This window comes from Eisenbergiella tayi (genome assembly GCF_001881565.1).
GTDB classification, from domain to species: domain Bacteria; phylum Bacillota; class Clostridia; order Lachnospirales; family Lachnospiraceae; genus Eisenbergiella; species Eisenbergiella tayi.
In genome coordinates this window covers 320293-342956 of sequence record NZ_MPDJ01000005.1, presented here as the reverse complement: position 1 = coordinate 342956, position 22664 = coordinate 320293, and the positions used below count along the sequence as shown (strand labels likewise).

18 protein-coding genes and 2 pseudogenes are annotated in these 22664 nt (G+C 42.1%); 18 read left to right on the top strand and 2 right to left on the bottom strand.

From position 1 onward, the window contains the following. Positions 1–12 precede the first annotated feature (12 nt). Together BLA28_RS19630 and BLA28_RS19625 are read right to left on the bottom strand one after the other, a co-directional pair. On the bottom strand, positions 13–756 hold the full coding sequence (locus tag BLA28_RS19630; RefSeq protein ID WP_069157683.1) for a sugar isomerase domain-containing protein: 744 nt from the start codon (positions 754–756) through the stop codon (positions 13–15). 10 nt (positions 757–766) lie between these two features. Then, positions 767–2758 (bottom strand): BglG family transcription antiterminator, encoded by a 1992-nt coding sequence (locus BLA28_RS19625; RefSeq protein WP_069157682.1) that lies wholly within the window; start codon positions 2756–2758, stop codon positions 767–769. A gap of 242 nt (positions 2759–3000) precedes the next feature. Here BLA28_RS19625 and BLA28_RS19620 point away from each other — a divergent pair, with 242 nt between their 5' ends. The 18 genes and pseudogenes from BLA28_RS19620 (at position 3001) to BLA28_RS19530 (ending at position 21759) form a co-directional block, all read left to right on the top strand. Beyond that, on the top strand, positions 3001–3453 hold the full coding sequence (locus tag BLA28_RS19620) for a PTS sugar transporter subunit IIA (protein WP_069157681.1): 453 nt from the start codon (positions 3001–3003) through the stop codon (positions 3451–3453). A gap of 34 nt (positions 3454–3487) precedes the next feature. Then, positions 3488–3778, top strand: a complete 291-nt coding sequence (locus BLA28_RS19615; protein WP_009251775.1) for a PTS sugar transporter subunit IIB — start codon at positions 3488–3490, stop codon at positions 3776–3778. A 27-nt stretch (positions 3779–3805) separates the two neighbouring features. Continuing rightward, entirely contained in the window at positions 3806–5077 is a 1272-nt protein-coding gene (locus tag BLA28_RS19610; RefSeq protein WP_044965951.1) for a PTS ascorbate transporter subunit IIC, read from the top strand. A gap of 204 nt (positions 5078–5281) precedes the next feature. Continuing rightward, a pseudogene (locus BLA28_RS34805) lies at positions 5282–6322 on the top strand (nSTAND3 domain-containing NTPase); the annotation flags it as partial. A 2255-nt stretch (positions 6323–8577) separates the two neighbouring features. Then, positions 8578–8703 carry a hypothetical protein gene (locus BLA28_RS34435; protein ID WP_278336442.1) on the top strand — a complete coding sequence of 42 codons (126 nt, stop codon included), beginning with the start codon at positions 8578–8580 and terminating at the stop codon, positions 8701–8703. Positions 8704–8736: 33 nt separating this feature from the next. Beyond that, positions 8737–8964: a hypothetical protein gene (locus BLA28_RS19600; RefSeq protein WP_071699312.1), complete on the top strand. Its 228-nt coding sequence runs from the start codon at positions 8737–8739 to the stop codon at positions 8962–8964. Continuing rightward, positions 8961–9896, top strand: a complete 936-nt coding sequence (locus BLA28_RS19595) for a metallophosphoesterase family protein (protein ID WP_071699311.1) — start codon at positions 8961–8963, stop codon at positions 9894–9896. Before BLA28_RS19600 ends, BLA28_RS19595 begins: the two co-directional genes overlap by 4 nt. A 95-nt stretch (positions 9897–9991) precedes the next feature. Continuing rightward, positions 9992–10258: a sporulation transcriptional regulator SpoIIID gene (spoIIID, locus tag BLA28_RS19590; RefSeq protein WP_009251770.1), complete on the top strand. Its 267-nt coding sequence runs from the start codon at positions 9992–9994 to the stop codon at positions 10256–10258. A 76-nt stretch (positions 10259–10334) separates the two neighbouring features. Next, positions 10335–11675, top strand: a complete 1341-nt coding sequence (locus BLA28_RS19585) for an MATE family efflux transporter (protein ID WP_009251769.1) — start codon at positions 10335–10337, stop codon at positions 11673–11675. Between the two features lie 232 nt (positions 11676–11907). After that, positions 11908–13449: a glutamine-hydrolyzing GMP synthase gene (gene guaA, locus BLA28_RS19580; protein WP_071699310.1), complete on the top strand. Its 1542-nt coding sequence runs from the start codon at positions 11908–11910 to the stop codon at positions 13447–13449. A gap of 650 nt (positions 13450–14099) precedes the next feature. Further along, positions 14100–14354, top strand: a pseudogene (locus BLA28_RS19565) (group II intron reverse transcriptase/maturase); the annotation flags it as partial. 1 nt (position 14355) lies between these two features. Beyond that, positions 14356–15267 (top strand): transposase family protein, encoded by a 912-nt coding sequence (locus BLA28_RS19560; protein WP_143131509.1) that lies wholly within the window; start codon positions 14356–14358, stop codon positions 15265–15267. Between the two features lie 32 nt (positions 15268–15299). Next, entirely contained in the window at positions 15300–15638 is a 339-nt protein-coding gene (locus BLA28_RS19555) for a hypothetical protein (RefSeq protein WP_071699306.1), read from the top strand. 282 nt (positions 15639–15920) lie between these two features. Beyond that, entirely contained in the window at positions 15921–17243 is a 1323-nt protein-coding gene (locus BLA28_RS19550) for an ABC-three component system protein (RefSeq protein WP_081365646.1), read from the top strand. Further along, positions 17233–17700: a hypothetical protein gene (locus BLA28_RS19545; RefSeq protein ID WP_071699304.1), complete on the top strand. Its 468-nt coding sequence runs from the start codon at positions 17233–17235 to the stop codon at positions 17698–17700. Before BLA28_RS19550 ends, BLA28_RS19545 begins: the two co-directional genes overlap by 11 nt. Continuing rightward, positions 17690–19639 (top strand): hypothetical protein, encoded by a 1950-nt coding sequence (locus tag BLA28_RS19540; RefSeq protein ID WP_071699303.1) that lies wholly within the window; start codon positions 17690–17692, stop codon positions 19637–19639. The genes BLA28_RS19545 and BLA28_RS19540 overlap by 11 nt, the downstream gene beginning before the upstream one ends. A 333-nt stretch (positions 19640–19972) precedes the next feature. Next, positions 19973–20290, top strand: a complete 318-nt coding sequence (locus BLA28_RS19535) for a nucleotidyltransferase domain-containing protein (protein WP_071699302.1) — start codon at positions 19973–19975, stop codon at positions 20288–20290. After that, complete coding sequence (locus BLA28_RS19530) at positions 20287–21759, top strand: hypothetical protein (RefSeq protein WP_071699301.1); 1473 nt, start codon at positions 20287–20289, stop codon at positions 21757–21759. Before BLA28_RS19535 ends, BLA28_RS19530 begins: the two co-directional genes overlap by 4 nt. Positions 21760–22664: the final 905 nt, after the last annotated feature.

The following is a 22664-nucleotide window of genomic DNA, read 5'->3' as shown; positions in this document are numbered from 1 at the left end:
CTTACAGAAGGATTACATATAGTGGATCTGATCCTTGTACTTTTCAAAGAGGACATTGTTGAATTCTTCGCCTCCGTCCACGTTGGCGCTGTGGAAAATGGGCGGTTCGATTCCCTTTTCCATGAGATGCTCCACGGTACGGATCACGATCATATTGACGATGGTGCAGCCGACGGCGCTGGAGGTGGGGCCTATTTTCTGCTTCATTCCGGGAAGAAGCATGCTGGAATCCTCAAAATCGCCGCAGTTATCAATGACAATGTCACAGACCTCATGAAGCTTTTTCCCGCTTTTGTGGCGGCTGGTGACGCCGCTGGTATACTCCATGTTCGTGATGGCGACAGTGGTGACGCTCATTTTACGGGCCTCCAAAGCCATTTCAATGGCGGCGGTGTTGCGACCTGACACCGAATGAAGCAAAAGAACATCGCCCTCATGGATGGGGGTGTGCTTCAGGATGACGGATGGATAGCCGTCCAGCTTCTCCATGGAGCTGGTCTGCGTTACGGGGCGGGTATTGAGCATGAATTCCGACGGCAGGATGGCATTTAAGACCGCCAGGCCGCCGGTACGGTAAAACAGCTCCTGGGCCAGGATCCCCGCATGGGATGCGCCGAAGGCGAAAACGGAATGCTTATCCGCAATCGCATCCGCCATTTTCTGCGCGCAGGCATCCATGGACTCCCACTGGGTGTTTTTTACCCGTTCCAGGATTTCTGTTACATGGGTAAGATAATCAAAGCTCTTACTGTTCATTTCATTCCTCCTATTCGTTTTCCATAATATACTGCAGCAGTTCCCCGCTGCAGGCAATCGCATCCAGCTCCGGCCGTTTTTCCGGATTCCCCAGCAGATTCATCAGGCGCAGCACCTCCTGGATCTGCTCATCCTTTTCTTGGATGGCCAGGCAGATGCACCAGGCGACCGGATCGTGCTGCCTGTGCCCGAAGGAAACCGGCTTTTTCAGACGGATGAGGGAGAGGCCGAAGAAACGCACCCCGTCCTCCGGGCCGGCATGGGCCAGAGCCACGCCGGGACAGTAAACAAAATAAGCGCCGTTGGTTTCATAGGATCGGATCATGGCATCGATGTAACGGGTGTCGATGCTTCCTGCCGTAAGAAGAGGCTCCGCGGCTTTCTGTATAACCTCCTTCCAGTCCGTGCAGCAGACATCCAACAGGATATTTTCCTCCCGCAGGACGGTGCGGATGCCCGGCGCGGGCAGCCGGAGCTGGTTGGGCGTACCCAGCTTTTTCTTATTTCTTTTGATATCCATGAAAAGCTTCTGCAGCCTGAGGATATCCTCATCCTCCAGCATCGGGGACACCTTTATCCACAAATCTTCCGGTTCCTTCAGGGTGATGGTGGATATGATCACATCAAAGTCATAATTTTTCATGACATCCGCCAGCCGGTGATTGGAGGTAACCGCCATGATGCGGATGTGGAAATAGGTATTCAGCCGTTCGGCCAGAAAGTTGGCTGTGCCTATTCCGGTATGGCATACGACGATCACCTTGGGAAGGATATCGTTTTTGAAATGCCTTTCCACTGCCACCACGAGGTAGATTAAAATGACGGCTATGTCATCTTTTGTATAGGAATATCCGGAGATGTTCTCCAGGATGGACAGGTGGCGGCAGATAAGCTGGTAATATTCCGGATATTCCCCGATCATCTGATCCGTATAATCATTTTCCAGAAGGACGCCCTCCGCATGGGCTTTGTCAATATCACGCAGGTGGCTTTCCAGCTGATTGACGATTTTCGCGTCCTCGTAGATGGGAATATTCAGCTGGCTGCTGACCATCATGAGAAAGCTGGTCAGCGCCATATGCAGCTTCACATCCTGGGCATCCTCAATGGGCGCGCTGGCATAAAACCGGCAGTAATAAAGCTTGGACGCCAGATACTGCACCTCCGCTTCGCTGCAGGACAGGCGGTAACGGTCTTCCAGCTCCTTCAGGATGTTTTCGGCCAGCTCATATACAAGGAGGTTCTGGAAGGTTTTTTCTTCCAGGGTACTTTCCTGGATACAGAACCCCTTTTCCATGCGGACGGTGATGATAGCCAGCGTCAGCAGCAGTTCTTCAAAACAGGCATCGGATACATCCAGATTGTATTGATGCTCCATCTCCAGAAGCAGCTGCCTCAGAAACGGGAAATAGGTTTCCAGGCTCCATTCCTCATAGAGGAAACGTTCGTAGACATTCACTTCCCTGTGCAGGGAAAAGACAGCGCCCATGGCCGTCTGGATAATACGGACAATCATGTCCCTGCGCTGCTGTTCTCTCAGGCGGAGCAGGTAGCCCCGGTTCATCGCGGGATCAAAGGTGCAGTTATACCTTGCCAGAAAGGCCTTGACCTGTTCCATGTCCTTCAATATAGTAGTCCGGCTCACATTGAATTTTTCCGATAAATCATAAATATTACAGTAATCATCGCTGATCAGCAGATTTAACAGGATGATATGGCTTCGCTCCTCCGGGGACAGGCGGTAGAGATAGAAGTCGTTGTCCACGGCGGCCTGGAGCAGAAGGCTGCTTTCCTCCGCTCCTCCGGTAAAGGCGATGCCTCCTTCGGAAACGGTAAGAGCGGAAGGCATATGCAGATCCTCAAGGAAATCCAGTATGCTTTGCGTGTAGTTGCGTATGGAACGGGTACTCACCTGAAAACGTGCCGCCAGCTCTTCATAATGAAAATATTGTCCGGGTGAATTTAAGAGTATGTTCAGAAGCTTGCTTGTCTGCCTGTTCACGGGGTACCTCCTTCCGTAGTTTTGAGTAATGCCGGCAATTGCCCGGCCTGCAGTCCATAGGGGACGGCCGGATTTTTGCCGGAGAGTCTGCAAAGGCTCCAGTATGATTTCATTATATAGGCAGAAAGCCGAATAAGGAAGGCAAGTTTTCTTCAATTGTTGTTGAAAGATCATGAACTAGGCGCTTGATTCTGAAAATGGTATGCTAAATGTACAAAAACGAATAAAAGGAGGTCGTGTCTTTGGATAAAATACTCAATAAGAGCCATATCCGCATCAAAGAAAAGGCGGCTGACTGGGAGGAGGCTATCCGTAAGGCGGGAGCGGTTCTGGTGGAAGCAGGAAGCATCCGGCCCGCGTATGTGGAAAAGATGATTCAGTCTGTCAGGGAGCTGGGTCCCTATATTGTAATAATGCCCGGGTTTGCGCTGGCTCACGCGGCTCCCTGTGAGGAGGTATTAAAAAGTGATGTAGCGCTGATAACCCTGGAATCTCCGGTTGAGTTTGGTTCACCCAATGACCCGGTGTCCGTTGTCTTATGTCTGGGATGTACGGACAGCACTTCCCATCTGGACACCCTGTCCGGAATAGCGGAAACCCTGCTGGCGGAGGAAAAAATGGAGCAGATCAGCAGGGCGGAAAGCGCGGAGGAAGTGCTCCGGATTATGTCCGGGGAAACAGATGTGCCTGCCTGAGTATGAGAAACGATTGAGAAAGGAGGAAAAAAGCATGGGAATGATTAAGATTCAGGCCGTTTGCGGCTTTGGCTGCGGATCATCCTTATTCCTGAAAATGAAAATACAGGAAGTATTAAAGGAAAATGATCTGGAAGCGGAAATCTTCTGCGGAGATGTGGGCACATGTACGTCAACGCCCTGTGATGTCATTTTTACATCGGAGGAGCTCGCGGCCCGTGTTGCGGAACGCAGCACCGTACCCGTCGTGACTATCTGCAACTTTGTGAATAAGAAGGAAGTAACGGAGAAAACGCTGGAGTTCTTCCGGAGCCTGGAAAAATAGAATAAGCAACAGGAGGGAGAGAGAATTATGGTTGTATTGAATTTTATTATCAATGAAATATTCGGACAGGGAGCGATATTCCTGGCCCTGATTGCAATGATCGGTCTTATCCTGCAGAAAAAACAGTTCAGTGAGATTGTCCGGGGAACCATGATGACGGCAATCGGATTCTTTGTGCTGTCACAAGGTACCGGGATTATTACCGGAAATTCCATAGACGGCCTGGCGGCGGCATTTAATACGATGATGCCGGCGGCAAACGGCAAGCCGGACATCGATATGTCCGTATACGGCACCCAGATCGGTATTGTTATGCTGATCGCCTTTGCCTTTAACCTGCTCTTTGCCCGTTTTACCAAATGGAAATCCGTATTCCTTACCGGCCACATGCTGTACTGGTTCCCTTATGTATTTATCGCAGCCGGTGTGGATGCAGGCCTGACAGGCGGCAAGCTCATCGGCCTGGCAACTATTTTTACGGCGGCTTATATGGTAATATCCCCGAACCTGATGCGTCCTCTTGTCAGGGAAGTAACCGGGGACGACAGCTTTACCATAGGACATCCCACAACCGTGCTTTCCCTGATTTCCGGTTATCTCGGAAAACTGATCGGGGACAAGAAGCATTCCACGGAAGATATCAAATTCCCCAAGAGCCTTGGTTTCCTGCGTGAGGTATCCATAACAGGCTCCATCGTCATCTGCCTGACCTATATCGTCATGTTCTTTATTTTGAAGGCTAATGGCCTTGTGCCCGGCGAGGTGTGGGGCTATGCGGGCGGAACAACCGGAATTTTCACCTTTATTTTTACTAAGGCCATTTATTTTGGCGTAGGTGTTACCATCATGCTTCTCGGCGTTCGTATGCTGATTTCCGAAATTGTACCCGCTTTCAAGGGTATTGCGGAAAAGATAGTCCCCGGTGCGATTCCCGCCCTGGACTGCCCGGTTATCTTTAATTTTGCGCCCAACGCGCTGATTATCGGGTTTATCGTGGCAATGATTACCTCCACCATAACCATTATCCTGACGGCAGGGATGTTCCCTACGGTTATCATCCCTCTGACCTTCACCTGCTTCTTTGAAATAGGCTGTGCATCCATCATCGGCAATGCAACCGGCGGTATCAGAGGCTGTATCGTAGGCGCGGCCCTGAGCGGTATTATCATGGTATTCCTGGTTGGCTTCGGTTCTTATTTCTTCGGGAACACCATTAACAACTGGATGCTGGTATACGGCGGACAGGATTTCTCCTTATGGGGTATTGTGGAAGGTGCTATAGCAAGGCTTATTCATTAACAGGCAACTCATCACAGGGAAGAAATGTGGGGATTTGTTCTCTGTGGTATGGGAAAAAACTCCCGGGGCGGCGGCGCTTCGGGAGTTTTTTGTGCGCCCATAGGAAGGGACGGCGGCAGTGGGCTTACGGGACTGCCGTATCTTTTTTTGCAGGGAAAGGTGGAGAATGGGGGAATTATAAGGTAAAATAAGGAAAAAGGTAAAATGCGGCGCCAAAGAAGCGGGAAAGGAGGCTGCAGCATGAAGAATTACGATTTTCACCATCTGCTGGAGCCTGTGGAGTTCCAGGAATTTGCCAGAGATATGATACAGGTGCGGGAAAAGATACGCCTGGAAGCGTTTCGGGAAGGGCCGGATCAGGGGATGGACGCCCGATGCATCACGCCTGACGGGAAATGCATTGTCATGCAGGCAAAGCGGTGGGCCAGTGAAAGCGCCCTGCGCTGGAAGGAACTGAGGGAAGAGAAGAAAAAAGCGGACAGGATAAAGCCTGACCGGTATATTCTTGTGCTGTCCAGAGATGTGAGCCCGGAACAGAAAAAGAAAATCCGGGAGCTGTTCCATCCTTATATTATTGCCGATGAGGATATTGTGACGGGAAAGGATCTGAATGGCTATCTGGGAAGCAATGACGCCGGATATGCCCAGGCAGAGGAAAAATATTATAAGCTGTGGATTCAGAATACAGATGTGCTCAAGCGGACCATAAGAGATGCGGTCAACGGGGAACTGCTGGCGGAATCCAGGCTGGAATGGGAGAAGGCGAAGCAGAATGCGGAGGTTTTTGTGGAAACCGCCGTATATGAAGAGGCCAGGAGACTTCTGGCAGGAAACCGGGCAATCATAATATCGGGAGAGCTTGGGATCGGAAAAACAACGCTGGCAAATCAGCTGGCTATATTCTGGCTGTCACGCAAGGGCTTCGATACCTACCTGTGGGCGGAGTCGGTGGGAGATCTGTATAAGGCCCAGGATATGCCGGGGAAAAAGGTGGTCGTTTACGATGATTTCTGGGGAAGCAATTTCCTGAACGCATACGGGACGGGGAAAGAGGAAAGACGGCTTGCAAGGCTGATAGAAACCGTGCGGACACGCACGGATTTCATCCTCATCATGACAACGAGAGAATATGTGCTGGAACAGGGGATGCGGCAGAATGAAGAGCTACGGAGCCTTCTGGAAAGACATAAGCTGGAATGCAGGCTGAAGGCTTATTCCAATACGGAAATGGTGCGGATCTATCTGGGACACCTTCGGAAAGCCCCTCTGACCTGGGAACAGATGAAGGAACTGTATCAGATTCATGATCAGGCAGTGCTTTCTTCCTATTATAATCCCCGGATCATCCAGATGTACCTGAATTCCGTCCGTCCTGAGGATGAGCCGAAAGAGTGTGCATACAGACTGCTGCAGTATCTCCGTCAGCCGGAAGATTTCTGGGAACAGATTTTTCAAAATCTTTCCGATGAGGCGAGAATCTTTTTCATGCTCATGGATCTGATGCCCCTTCCGGTGAATCTGACGGATGCCCATAAATGTTATCAGGCGGCTGTGGCCGGTGAAAAAGAAGGCAGTCTCTATCGGGAATTTGAACGCGTGATCGCAGAACTGGAAAAGACAGTGATCTGTACGGAGACAGTGCCGGAAGCCGGAAATGCTTTGCGGGTACGATTCCAGAACCCTTCGGCAAAAGACTTCATTCATCAGTACATAAGCCGGAACTTTGCCCAGTACAGGGATATGCTGCTGCGGGGCAGCTGTTATTTTGAATGCTGCAGCAGTCTGCTGGAACTCAGTATTAAGGCGGATAACGATATGGAATATTACCGGAGGGTGATGGAAAGGGCGGTTTCTCTGGAAGACAGGTGTTTTTTTGAATACGAGCGGGAGTACTATTCTTATTATGAACTGCTGCAGGGGTACCGGGAGATTTGGGGAGAACCTTTCCGTGATTGGTTTGCGGAGAAGTTCCGAAAGCTGCTGGATGATGTAGAAACAGCTTCGGAGGATATGAGTACGGAGGATTTGAAGGAATTTCCCAAGGCCGCGGGAAAGGCTATAGAACGCAGGATATATGAGGGGAAGGAGGAAGTAATTGTTCTCTATCTGAAAGCGATGATGAAAAACGGGCTGCCTTTTCAGCTGGGGGATCTGCCTGTTTCACTGAAGGAGGCAGGCAATATTTATGCGGCGGCGCACAGGGAAGAGCTTACCGGTTATCTGGAATGGTATTATCGAAGAGAGATGTGCCTGGCAGCGGTGCAGAATAATGTGTTCTATTTTGAGGAGCTTCTGTATGAGATAGAAAAAAGCCAGGAAGAGATGGCGATAACGTTCAGTGGGGAGCTGACGGAAAAGGAGAACAAATATTCCTCCTGGCTGGACGAGGATAAGATAGAATGGGAAGAGGAATCGGAGGAAGACGAGGAAGAGGAATACCGGTATGAAGAGACGGTGGAAGAGTTCCGGAAAAGCATGGAGGATATTGACAGGGAAGACTGGAAGGCCGTGCGGGAATATATCCGTTACGGCAATGTGGATAAGGATACCAAGCTGCGGCTGCTGGAGATTGGGCACCGGGAGGAACCATGGTACTGGGCTGATTTTCTGAAAACGGAATCCGGGGCGGTTCTGCTTATGAATATTGTGGAAGAAAAGGGGCGGCTGGCGGATAACCTGAAGGATGCATTGATGGATATAGTGTCTTATCTGGCCGGAAAAACAGGGATTACGGAAATGGAATTTACGTTTTTTGTCAAAAGCCTGCGGCCTGTTGTGAAAAAAGGGTCTGTTATTTGGTCGGAAATAGAACTGGAAGAGAAGGCGGAAAGGTATTTTGCGGGACGGGAGAAAGAGACGGTAAGGACTTTGTGTGGGTGCGGTTTTCTGCGTAAATGGAACCAGTGGTATTGTGTGGTGAATCCCGGTTTGTTTTTTGTTTCGGAATTGTATTTTTATGCCATAGGTACGGAAGCGGAGAAGAAATGCTTATGCCGGTTGTGGTTTGATGATTCGGCTTCGTATTTTTATGACTGGCAGTTTGCATACCGGGAGCAGGAGGCATTGGAAGGGCTGCTGGAACTGGACAGGGAAGCAATGGTGAGCTATGCGCTGAAGCCGTTGGCACAAAAATACTGTGAACGTATGGAAACGGCGGAAGGAGTGGATGCGTGGAAAAAGATTCCGGTAAGCCTGGAGATTAAGTGTGATGTAAGCACTCAGGGAGAAGTGCTGGGTGGACGCCATAATACTTCAGTTCTCTGGGAATTGCTGGATGCGGCCGGAGAAGGGGGAATATTGGATATCCTTCCTGAAAGCTTCACCGCGGGGCAGCTGGAACGGATGAAGTCGGAAGGATGTCTGGAAGAAACGGAGTACCGGCATGAGACATATTGGGTAGCGGATGTGGCTAAAGCAGGGGCGGAAATTCTTGAAGAGTGCGGGATTGCGGAAAGGGTGAGGGAGTTATGGAAGAAGATAAAGAGTTACGGCGGCTGAGTATGAAACTGGGCAGTGCACTGAATAAATACGGGTTTGTCAATGATTATTGGATCACGCTGGAAAACATGTCGGAGAACTATGATTTTATATTGGAGGACATCGATCCCGGCGCTTTTACAGGCTGATCCGACGATAAAATCACGGAGAAGGCTTCTGAGATGCTGCGCGTTACCGGGGAGCTGTTTGAAAAAATGCTGGAGGACTGCGAAAGAGATTTGCTGGATGCGGTGGCTGGTATCGCGGCTTTGGGGGATGAAAAGGCAAGGCTGGTGTGGGAGGATACGGTTTCGTGGGAGGAACTGGTGGATATGGATGCGGAGGAGATATATCTGCGGCTGACGGGAGGTGAGGAGGAGATGGAAGGAGGGGAGGATGAAGAAGAATGAAATATGCAGTTATATCTGACATTCACGGAAATATGGATGCTCTGGATGCTGTCTTGGCGGATGCCGAAAAACAATCGGCCGATATTTTTCTCTTTGCCGGGGATTACTGTCTGAGCATGCCTTTTCCTGAACAGGCAGTACAGCGCATAGCCTGTATGGATAATGCTTTTGTTATCCGGGGGAATGAGGAGCAATACATCGAAAGAATGCAGGGAGAGGATGAAGGGCGCTGGGAAGGCGGCCAGATGCATATTTCCTGCTGGTGCGCACAGGCTCTCAGTGATGAAAGCAAGATGTTTCTGCGTAGGCTTCCGGAAAGAAAACAGTTCCGGGATGAGGAAAGCGGTGTTGTTTTCCATATGTCTCATTCATCACAGGATATCATAGGAAATGCGGAACTGAGTAAATTCAGCTGCCCTGCCATTCCTCTTATGTATAACGAAAGGGAATTAAAACACAGTCAGCTTCTGTCGGATATCAGAACGCATTTGTCTGGGAATGAAGAGTTTCAGAGACAGTGTGATAAGCTGGAAGATGGGGTATATATTTTCGGACATTCACATATACAATGGTTTATACAAAAAGGGAAAAAGATATTTATAAATCCCGGTTCCTGCGGCCTTCCCATGGACAGCTGCGAAAGGGGGGCCCCCTATACTTTGATAGAAGCTGATGAGAAAGGAATTACAATAGATGAGCGAAGAGCTCCTTATAATATGGATGAATTTATAAAAAAATTCAAAGAAAGTGATCAATATAAAAAAGTTCCTGTCTGGAGTAATATTCGTATTCGGGAACTGCAGGCCAGAAGAGAGCATTTATATTTTTTCCTGAAATATGCTGAGGAATATGCAGAGCGTACGGGAGATCCCGTCCGCCCTTTTACACGGAAAACATGGGAAGCCGCCTATAAGGAATGGGAGAAAAGATAAACGGAAATCAGTTTTTATTTTCGCGTCCTGAAAAGTTGACATACTGGATTTCATACCCGCATACATTGTAAAAACAAGTTTTCCGGGGGAAATCCGTGAAAGATTATATCGAGGAGCGAGCAATCGATATTGCCAACTATATTATTGATTACAATGCCACTGTGCGCCAAACCGCAAAACAGTTCGGCATCAGTAAGTCTACCGTACATAAGGATGTTACGGAACGCCTGTCTCAGATTAATCCCGCGTTGGCCAGGGAAGCCAGAAAGGTGCTGGATGTGAACAAGTCCGAGCGCCATATCCGGGGCGGACTGGCAACAAGAGAAAAGTATTTACACCAGTCACAAAACGGAATACAATAAACAAGTAATAATCCTGTTAAAAAAGCGAAAAGGATTTGTAAGGTACAAAAGAAAAAATTAGGGGCGGAAAATAGGAATGCTTTATTCAAATAAGGATCTGAAAAAACTGATTATTCCTCTGGTCATTGAACAGACATTGGCGATAGCGGTTGGTATGGCGGATACCATTATGATTTCCGTTGTAGGGGAGGCGGCCGTATCGGGCGTGTCTCTGGTTGATACCGTGAATATCCTGCTGATCAATATCTTTTCAGCGCTTGCCACGGGCGGCGCGGTGGTAGCCGGGCATTTCCTGGGACAGAAGCATCCGGAAGAAGCCAGTAAGGCGGCCTGGCAGATCATCATGTTTGCCACAACGCTGGCCCTGGCGATATCCGTGCTGTTCATCGGCTTCCACGACCAGCTGCTGCGCCTTATATTCGGAAAAATCGATACGGATGTAATGCAGTCCGCCAAAACCTACCTGATCATAACAGCAGTCTCTTTTTCGGGACTGGCAATCTATAATTCTTGTGCCGCCATATTCCGCTCCATGAATAACGCCAAAGTAACCATGTGGATTTCCCTGTTAATCAATGCGATTAACATTACGGGAAATGCCATATGTATTTTCGGCCTGAAATGGGGCGTTGCAGGAGCGGCTATCCCCACCACGGTTTCCCGGTTTGTGGGAGCCATTGTAATTTTCTGCATGATGTTTAATCCGAAGAAGCCGATTAATTTCTGCGGACAGATTCGTTTTAAGTTCAATGGAGATTTGATTAAAAAGATTCTTTATATCGCCGTTCCCAACGGCATGGAAAACAGCATGTTCCAGCTGGGAAAAATCATGGTTTTAAGCGCTGTTGCGACTATGGGGACATCGGCAATTGCCGCCAACGCGGTCGCCAATACGCTGGCATCCTGGAATATCCTGGCCGGACAGGCAATAAACCTGGCGCTGGTATCCGTATCGGCTGTATGTGTGGGAGCTGGGGAATATAAACAGGCAAGATATTATACCAGAAAATTGATGGCGATTACCATTGGCGTTACCGCGGTAATTTCCGTGATTATGTATGTAAGCATGCCCGTGCTGGTTAAAATGTACAGCCTGGGGCCTGAAGCCGCAAAAATGGCAACGGATGTGATGCGTTTCCATAATATTATGGTAGTGCTTTTCTGGGTGCCCTCCTTCACACTGCCCAATACGCTCCGTTCGGCGGGAGACGTTATATGGACGATGGTGATTGCCATCCTTTCCATGTGGATTTTCCGGGTAGGAGCCTCCTACCTGTTTACATACCAGTTCGGCCTGGGGCTGCTGGGCGTATGGGGAGCTATGGTGATCGACTGGGTGTTCCGGGCAATCTGCTATATTTGGCGGTACCGGGGACATAAATGGGAAACGGCTATGAACAGACAGCGGGAGCAATAAACCTGCTGTCTGTTTTTGTACGAAAGAATGACAGCTGTGCGGATGGAAATAGACGAAGGATGAAAAATTACATAAAATAAGGAAGATACGGGAATGAAAAGGTTTTGACAAACAGCAATGAGTATTTTATAATGAAATGAATTTTTATATGATACTTATTTTACTTAAAAAAGTTACCTGCAATTTTATCCAAAAGTACGAACACGCCGCATGGCGGTAGAATGGAGGAAAAATGGAAAGAGAATTAGTGATAGTTCTGGACTTCGGCGGACAGTATAATCAGCTGATTGCCAGAAGAGTCAGAGAATGCAACGTTTACTGCGAGGTTCACCCCTACACCATGAGCCTGGAGGAAATCCGTGAAAGAAATCCTAAAGGCATTATTTTTACAGGCGGCCCTAACAGCGTATACGGCGATGATTCTCCTTCCTGTGATAAAGCGATTTTTGAAATGGGGATTCCGGTACTGGGTATCTGCTACGGCGCCCAGCTGATGAACCATCTTTTAGGCGGTACCGTATCCACGGCTCCGGTTCGTGAATACGGGAAAACAGAAGTGCATTTTGATACAACGGGGAAGATGTTTACCAATGTATCGGAGACTTCCGTATGCTGGATGAGCCATACAGATTATATTTCTCAGCCTGCGCCGGGATTTGAAATAAAAGCAACTACTCCGGTATGTCCGGTAGCTGCGGCTGAAAATGTGGAAAAAGGCCTGTATTGCGTGCAGTTCCATCCGGAAGTGGTGCATACCCGGGAAGGAAAGAAGATGCTGGCTAATTTCCTGTTTGACGTCTGCCATTGTGCAGGGGACTGGAAAATGGATTCCTTTGTGGAGACGAGTATACAGGCGCTGCGTGAGAGAATCGGAAACGGAAAAGTCCTGTGTGCGCTTTCAGGGGGCGTGGATTCCTCTGTGGCAGCAGTGCTGCTGTCAAAAGCGGTGGGAAAACAGCTTACCTGCGTGTTTGTGGATCACGGCCTTCTTCGTAAAAACGAAGGGGACGAGGTGGAAGAGGTATTCGGCCCTAATGGCTCCTATGATTTGAATTTTATCCGGGTTAATGCCCAGCAGCGTTTTTATGAGAAGCTGGCCGGAGCCGTGGAACCGGAAGATAAGAGAAAGATAATCGGGGAAGAATTTATCCGGGTGTTTGAAGAAGAGGCGAAGAAGATCGGGAAGGTGGATTTCCTGGTACAGGGGACGATCTACCCGGATGTGATTGAAAGCGGTCTTGGTAAATCTGCGGTTATTAAGAGCCACCACAATGTGGGAGGGCTTCCGGATTATGTGGATTTCAAGGAAATCGTGGAGCCTCTGCGGCTGCTCTTTAAGGATGAGGTGCGTGCGGCAGGAAGAGAACTGGGAATTCCGGAGAAGCTGATCAGCAGGCAGCCTTTCCCGGGGCCGGGACTGGCTATACGGATTATCGGAGAGGTGACGGAAGAGAAGGTTCGGATGCTGCAGGATGCGGATGCGATTTATCGGGAAGAGATCGCGGCGGCGGATCTGGAGGAGAAGCCGGATCAGTATTTTGCGGCGCTCACTAACATGCGGTCTGTCGGGGTTATGGGGGACGAGAGAACCTATGATTATGCGATTGCGCTGCGCGCGGTGACGACTACGGACTTTATGACGGCGGAATTCGCGGAACTGCCGTGGGGGCTGATTGGGAAGGTCAGCAGTCGGATTGTGAATGAGGTGAAGAATGTGAACCGGGTGCTTTATGACTGTACGGGGAAGCCGCCGGCTACGATTGAGTTTGAATAGTAGACAGAGAGCCGGGAAGCCGTATAAACACTAAGTTTATCGAGGTTCATGGCTCTATTTGATAACAAATTGATAGCACTGGTAAAAAGGCATTTATTCTAAGTTTGCTAGTGGTTAGCAAGTAAAAGATATTTAAACCAAAGAAAAAGGTCTTACCAAATTGAGTGAAATCAATTTGGCAAGACTTTTTTTACGTGTGCGCCCGGCGGCACACGTTTCTAACCGGTGCAAGTCCGGAATCCGCCCGGTAGTGGGAAGGATATAGCCGAAGGCAAGGGTGTCCATCGTGAGGTGGAATCTGAAGGAAGCCGGATGTGGGGAACATACTAACCCATGGGCAAATCTCTGGTCTGACTAACAGAAATCACATCAGGCGATGCATGAGGGTAAGGCTGCACGACAAGTCAAAGCCCAATAACTACACAGAGTCATGTATGGTAAATGTGGCAGATGGATGGAGAGAAAGAAACGTGTGGTACCCGGGGAGGTCTGTGCGGAATGTCCCGAAAGGGATAACCATTATCGTGAGGTAGTGCTGAACGTACAGAAGTCAGCAGAGGCCGTAGTAGTCAAAGGGAACGGGTTCCATTCGAGAGGAAGGGCCGAATCAACAGGAGTCTTTAGTACAACCGGGAAAGGAGGAAAGAACATTGGGTACAGAAAACAAAGATAGCTGCTCACAAAGAGATAGCGCGGAACGTGAAGGGTATGTGAGAGCGCACCGTTCTTTCCGCCGGATATGGAAGGAAAGAGACAGTGCACAGCCGGAACTCTTGGAGAAGATACTAAATAAGGACAACCTGAACAGAGCTTTTAAGAGAGTAATGGAAAATAAGGGAGCACCGGGAATCGACGGAATGACCGTAGAGGAGGCAGGTGACTACCTAAGGGAAAATCAAAAGGAACATGATAGAATGTAATCGGATCCAAAAGAAGTTCTGTCCCGACCTATTTGAACAGTTTTCGGAAACATCAGATCCAAGAGACCAGAGTTATATCCTATATAACAATAGAGTGATGCTCGGAACCATTTATTATAAAGGAATCGCCGGGCTTTCCAGTGTAAGAGCTATGACCTATGAATTTAAAAGTGGGCAGGTGACGGGGAATATTCTGGAATTCCTGGGAGAAGAAAGAAGCGAATTCCTTCCCTATGGAGTGACCGTAAATGAATATCTGGATAGGCTTGCCCCCAATCAGATCCAGGGGATCCAACTGTCACTGGTATATGACCTGATCAGAAGAAGGATCTTTGATGAAGCAAGATTTCAAAAGAGATGGCTTGTGATCGTAGATGCAACACAGACCTATTCGGGCAGCCGCCAGATAAATCAAAAATGTCTGGAAAGACATTTTTATAGAGGGACAGAAGAAGAAACAGTGAACTACCACTGTGATGTGCTGGAGACGAAAATTTATTTTGGCGAGAAAGTGATCGTAAGCATAGGAAGTGAGTTTATTGAAAATAATGGGGAAGATGCACAACGGCAGAAAAACATGAGTCCAGAAGAGGTGAAACAGGACTGCGAAACAAAAGCAATTGAAAGACTGGCGAAAAAAATAAAGGCGAAATATCCAAGACTACCCATCACGTTACTGGCAGATTTCCTGTATGCATCAGAACCCGTTATGAATATATGCAGGGAGAACCGGTGGGAATTTATAATTAGGTATAAAGCAGGGAGCATACCGAGCATTCAGGAGGAATATAAGAATATCAGCGAAAAAGAAGTAGCTGGCCATGCAGAATACATGAACGAAATAGATTATAATGGGAAGCCGGTAAATGTGCTGAATACTGGGAAGAAAAGAAAGTAAAGAAAAAAGTAGTAAGAACGGAATTCCAGTGGTTGACCAGCATAAAGATTACTTCAAAGAATGCAGAAAAAATAGCAGCAACAGGAAGAAAACGGTGGAAAATAGAAAATGAGGGATTTAACCGTCAGAAGAATTGGCAGGGAGACATTACCCATGCATGCAGTTGGAATGATAATGCCTTAAAGAATCACTACTTGATGTTGCAAATATCGGACATGATCAAACAATTGTATGAATGGTTCTATTTAAAGAGAAATGAGATCAAAAAAAGCCAAAAAAATATATCTTCTGAGTTGTTAGCAAGCTTTGGACAACAACTAACAAGAGAAGATATATCTCAGAACGATATGCATAGCATATCTGAAAACTGAGTTAATTATAGCAAAGGATGTGGTTGATGGGAAGATAAAATTCAAAAAAAGACCCACAAAAAAGGAAAAGAAGGGAATCTATAGCTATAGGATGTGGATAACTTTTCTAAAACAGGGCATGAAATCAGAAAAAAGTGGATAACAAGATTTTTTTTGAGAATTCCCAAATATAAGACCAGTATAATTTAATGCGCCTTTCGGTGCTGTATTCTTGATATTCCATTTGCTATGTGATACTAAAGAAGGTATAATTATTACATTAAAGTAGGGTAGGTGAAAGAAATGCAAGAGACTGTTTTTATTAATGAGTTACAGAAAAAATACAAAGATAATAATGTTATTCCATTTATAGGAGCAGGATTATCCATACCATTTAATATTCCCGATTGGGGAGAGTTGATTTTACAGTGTGCGTTGGAGTCGGGTATGGATGATATTGAAGGTACTTCTTTCATGAATATCATTGATATTAATTTGAAGAGATATGATTATTGGGAAGCAGTTGCATCAATAAAAAAGTATGCACTTAGGAGCGAAGAGGATATACAATCTTTTGTAGTAAATAAGATTAAGCAGTGCATTCCAAAGGATATTAGTAATATTGAAAATAATTATTGTGATTTGGCAAAATACAACTTTAATACAATTTTTACTACCAATTATGATCATTTAATCCATGAATATTTAGTGACACCATTTGTGCCAGTCAATTTAAAAGATGTAAGTGCTAATATACAGAATTTATTAGCAGAAAAAGAAAGTAAAAGAATTTTTCACTTACATGGAAATATTAGTGATGAAAGTAGTATTGTTCTGAGCAGAGATAAATATAATGAATTGTATAAGAATGATACATACAAAAATTTGTTTTCTATTTTTAGTGGCGTGAAAACATTTTTATTTATAGGGTTTTCCTTTAATGATGTGTTTATTCAAAACATAATTAAAGAGAATAATCAGTTTTTTAAGTCTAAGCATTACATTATATTAGCAAATCCCAAAATAGAAGAACGGAGAATTTTAAAAGAAAATTATAATATAGAAACAATATCTTATGATCCAAGTAAATCATCGCACCAAGAGGAAATAAGAAAACTTTTAAAACTAATATGTGATTTCGCATCTGAAGATCAGTATGAAAACTCTGATGAGAGTGTAATTGAACTTGATGATTTACCTAATGTTGAAGAGAAAATTAACCTGGAAAACAATTTGTTTTGCAAAAAACTTAGAATCGAAGATATAGGAACAGGAAAAATAAATTATAGCAAGGATTGCTTCTTTACGGCAGAACAATATTTTAGATGGCTAAAGAAATCGGGTATTAAAGATAGTGATGTTATTGCTGAATATATGTTAAAAATGTCTTATATGCAATATCAGAGATGTTTTACAACACTATTTGAGGAAAATAAGGATAGTGAAGAATTATGGAAAGCAGTACATAAATTATTGTCTGAGTTGGACTTGAATAAATTGAAAAAGCGAATTAATGATGAAAATTTACCAAATGATATAAATAAACAGGGATTTATACATGTATTGGCTGATGAGAAGACAGGAGAAAGGGAAGTCTGGTGGGGGGATAAGCGCTTTGAAGAATAATTTGTTACCATTAGATTTACAGTATCTTTATCAAAACGAATATCTTGATTGTATTAAAATGCTGGTTATTTTGAGTGAATTTAAGCGTAGAAAAAAAGGAATTAATATTGAAGAACTAAATTACTATTATACTATGTTAGATTTGGTTGAACTGAATCAGAAAAGGGAGTATGAAGTAAATTACGAATACTATCAGGATCATTATTTAATTAATGAAGAGGTTTTGAGGAAATACAGTATTATTTTGAGAAATCAAAATTTAATAGATATTAATGTAGAAAACACTAATAAAGAAACGTTATTATATCTCAAGCTATCCGAGTCAGGTATGAATCTAGTAGAAGGGCTAGAAGATAAGTATTTTGAGAAGTTAGTTGATAAATATAATTTAATTAATAGCACTATAAAATATAGTGTTGCTAATCATAGAAAGGTATTAAGCAGAGATGAAAAGTAGATTAGAACTTAGTCGTCTAATTATAAAAGGTGAAGAATATCAAAGGACATTTTTACTTAATAGTTCTTTGATAATAATAAAAGGTGATGGTTTTTCCGGCAAGTCTTTGTTATTAAAGCTTATTGTATATTGTTTAGGAGGAAAACCGGAATTGATAGATTTATCAGTTCAAAAAGAGCTGGATGAATTTTGTAATGAGGTTTATTTAGAATTTTCGATATCGGAACAAATATATACAGTTAAACGTGACTTGAAAACAGATAAGAATTTAATAAATATTTTTTTATGTTCATTTGAAGAATACAACGATTATTCACCGTGGAAAAAAGATTCAGATGATGCGAATGATTTTTTTGCAAAAGAATTACAGATATCCTTGCATAGTATTCTTAAAAGAAAAGCTGGAAGTAAGGATCTGATTAAAGAAAAAATATCCTTTAGGGATGTAATGAGATACATGTTTATAAATCAGGGTGAGTTAGGAACAATAAACTTTCTGAAAAATAATAATACGTTTGTCTCTGGAAAAAATAAAGAAGTTTTTAAAATAATTAATGATTTGCTTATTCCTGATTTAGAACAGATTAGTGAAGAGATTCAAATTACGCAAAATGAAATAAATGAAAAAGAAAAAGTGAAAAGTGGTTTAGAAAATTATCTTGAAAATAAAGAGGCTAATGTACTTATACAACTAGTAGATTTAAAAGAAACGTATAGTAAACAAATTCAAAATTTAGTTAATGAAAAAACTGAATTAATTGAAATGAAAAAAGATAAACAATCAAATATATTTCTTGAGTTAAAGAATGATGTTTCAAAGTTTGATAGTTTAATAAATGAGAAAGAACAGTATGTAAGCAAGATAAAACTTTCAATTATGAATAAACTTACTCTTCAGGCAGATTATAATGAAGAAAAAATGAAATTAACTGCAACGCTTGAAGCGATGAAAAAAATTAAAATATCTAGCCATAGTGAAAGGTGTCCATTATGCCATTCTATAGTAGTAATTAAAGAAGATGTAAATAGTAGTGAGGATATTGAAATTGCAATAAGGCAAATTGACAATAAGCTTGAAACTCTGAAAAAATTATTAGATAAAGAAAAGTTGATTCTAATAGAAACTCAACAAGTAATATCTAAAATTGAGGAAAAAAAACAAATATATCAATCAGCACTTATGGAATATAAAAAAAATATGGAAATTCCATATTTATCGGAAATTGAGTCATATAATTCATTAATTAAAGATATTACAGAGGAAAGAAATAAAGTTAATTCTTTAATTGATATTCATCATGAAATTGAGGTACATACTAAAGCATTAAAAAAACTAAAAGATAATTTAGATGTATTGGTTAAAAAGAAAAATGAATTACAAAACGCTGCAAAGCGAGAAAAAGATATTTTACAAAAAATAAATACACGTTATCGTCAATTAATGTACAGATTTAATTTTCAAGATATTCAGGCGGACAGTTGTTATATTAGCACGGACAACTATCTCCCCTATTATAGTGGAATAAGTGTATTAAAACATACTAGTGGTTGTTTGTTGCTTTGCATGGAAATTGCGTATATTGGAGCTATTTTAGAGTTAAATGCTGAGGAGAAAGAAAATTGTCATCCTGGATTATTAATGATTGATACAGTAAGTAATAATATTGGAACTAATTCGGAGGTAAAAGATAGTGTTGATCCAGAAACTTATAATGAAATCTTTAGCTATATAGTTGAACTTTCAGAAAGTAATCAACTAATCATAGTTGACAATACTCCGCCTAAGATAGAAAAGGAACATATTTCATATAACTTTAGGAGAGTTAAAAAGGGAGAAGCACTTAAAGGCTTTATTAATTTTGAATATAATGAAATGGTGCAAGCTGATATAGAGTCAAAATTAGATTACCAAGAAGTGGAAAGTGAAAATGCTAATTAGTTGATATGATAAGAGTCAGCTATTTCTGAAAAAAGATTAAAATAATAACACCAGTTTGAATAGACCATAGGAATGGAACAGTTGGAGAAAAATAAAGTCAAATTGCCCATACAAAATTGTATAGAAACAACTTTTATTTTGCGAGTTTGAGTGATACCTGAGTGTATAATTTATTGTATATGGCAGGTAATCTTTGAGATTGCCTGCTGCATTTATATGATACATATTCTCTGTATGTATAAGATGAAAATGTTGCCAATTTATTTATAAAGGTGGAACATCAAGAAAATAGAAGATTTTGGACAAAAATGAAATACTATTTAAGGAATGCATATGCCTATTAAAATATTATATGAAATTAAAAGTGTTTTAGAAAAAACGCCATATTTTAATTGTGATTCTTGTTTTTTGCGAGGATCATTTTTGACAAATGAATATAAGGATATTTCGGATATAGATTTATTGGTTGTTTCAAATGATTTTAAATATATGTCATATTTGAAAAGACAAGAGCTGATTCAAAGAACATTTGAAAAAATGAATATAAATATAATTATTGATGCTATATGTCTAAGTAAAGAGGAATATGCACAATTGATATATGAGAAAAGACAAATGTTGAAAGATGAGAGGATGGAAAAAATTATATGAACGAGAATGAGATTATAGCTGAAATTGAAACACTAGTGCATACCAATTTTACTTTATACAAAGAGCGTGACTTGCAATGGGGAGAACTAAAAAAATTAACGGAATTCGAATTTTTATTGGATGATGTTATAGAAATGTGTGTTTTAGATCCAATTGATAAAATTAACTTGATGAGAATTAGTCAATGCATTTCAGATAAATTGAGATTTGATAAGATTATTTTTTATTATTCTTCTTTTCATTATTTTTATAATAAAATTGTTTATAATAGGATATATGAAGATATGTCACGAATGATTTATCAGATGAATATACAGATAAATATTGTTAGGATACAAATTAAGCATTTAATGATATCGGGATGTTCTGAAGATGATTATTTTTTCGAGAGTAGAGGTAGGGAGTTAGTTTCTGCGTTGGAGATTTTGTGTAATAACGGAGAAAAATCGAATATCAATTATAATCCAATTATATATTTATTGTTAAATTATCAACAAGCATTATTAGAATACCTTGAGTCCGAAGATAAACATTATTTTGATAGTGTATATGATTTGGCAAAGCGATGTATGAATATCATCGAGAGATTTTGTTTGAATTTTACTCAAATCCAAGATGCTACAAAAACAAATGTAAAATTAAAAATGTTTATTTACAATATATATAAAACTTATCAGCATCTAGTAGAAAACAGTACTTCAGGCAGTTGGATAGGTAACATTACAGATATTGAGAACAGTGATGTTATTATAAATAATGTTTGGGCTATGATAAATATATATAATTTAGATGAAAATTATTTTGTTGAATATTTTGAAAAATATTTGTCTGATAATAAAGATGTTTACAATAAACTATATGAAGACAGCAAAATGGTGTACTTGAGAAACTGCTTAAGGTGGATGAAATTAAAAAAAATAAATAAAGTTAGGATGATGAAATTACCATGTGTTAATGAAACATTTGATAAATCATGGTTTTATATAAATGATTATATAAATGGTTATTCCAATTCATCAGCCGTAGATATAACAGCTAGAGATATAAACATTGTGGAAGGATATAATGATGAAATACTTAGAGGAAAAATTGCAAATATTATAATCAATATTGATAAACATGTTATTAATCGAGAAAGTAAAAAACCTCATGGAGTGTTTGAAATAGCTGATATGGAACTCCCTATACAAAGAAAATCACATATGGAAACATATTATCTTTGCATTCCGGTTAAATCTGGTGTTGAAATTCTGAAAAAAGTAACAGAAAATATAGTATATCAGGTGGTTAGGCCATTTACTTATTTTGGGAATAAAGCTATTGTAATTTTTATTTCGGCAAAAGAAGTCACGGAACCTTTCAATAATTATGTGAAGAGAGCTAAAGCTAATTTGAATTTTGAAATTCATGTTATAGCAGGAAAAGAACTAGTAAAACTGTTAAAATATAACAATCAAATAGAGTATTAATAATAGAATAAAAGCTGTTTTGATACGGATATATGGCAACACTTTGGCAACAGAAAATCAATAAGTTAAAATATAATGTGTAATAGAGATAATATCAGCACAGTTTTACGTGCAAATCAAATAAATGTGTTTAACGGAATCGCTGGACTTGCCGAAGTCAAATCCGACCAAATCTATAAGGACTTTATGAATGCAAACATAATTAAGTAGTTGGGGTATCAAAATACATATGCTGCTCCAGCGTTAGCCGCTAAAACGGGATTAGTAATGCGGGGATGTCGTCTTGCGTTCCTTCATACATATCCATATGTAATGCTAGTAAAGATAACATCTGTTCCAACAGGGTATATTATTTCAAGTTCGCAGGATATGAGCAGATGGCTGCAAATTCAATTAGGTATGATTGAGATATCGCCGCAGATGACACGAATTATAAATAAATCACATCGGCCAGAAGAACGGCATTTGGTCGATGAAAATACACGTGTCTTTTATGTTTGTTTTAAGATCTAAAAAACCAGACGATTCAAAACACGGAAATAAATTGTATAAGTTTTTACGATTGATAAAAATCAATTAATGAAGTTGGCAACAGAATATTAATAAGCCAGAGACGAGACTGTCTATATAACTGTGTATTGTCATAAATTGGTATGTACCCGGTTTCCTTTTTCGGCACTCCACGATTTGGTTTTACCTATGTTTGTATGACAGTTTTTTCAAAATACGACGTTTGTTTCTATGAATAGTATTGCCGCTTTCCGGCAATACTATTCTATTTTTCCCTTTATTTTTTCTTCATTTATGATGGTATCATTGGAACCGAAGTAGGCGTCAAATCCTGCGCTTACCTATAAATTAACGTAAGCGATGAATAACATAGCGTTCCCGAGGTCGTTCCTGAT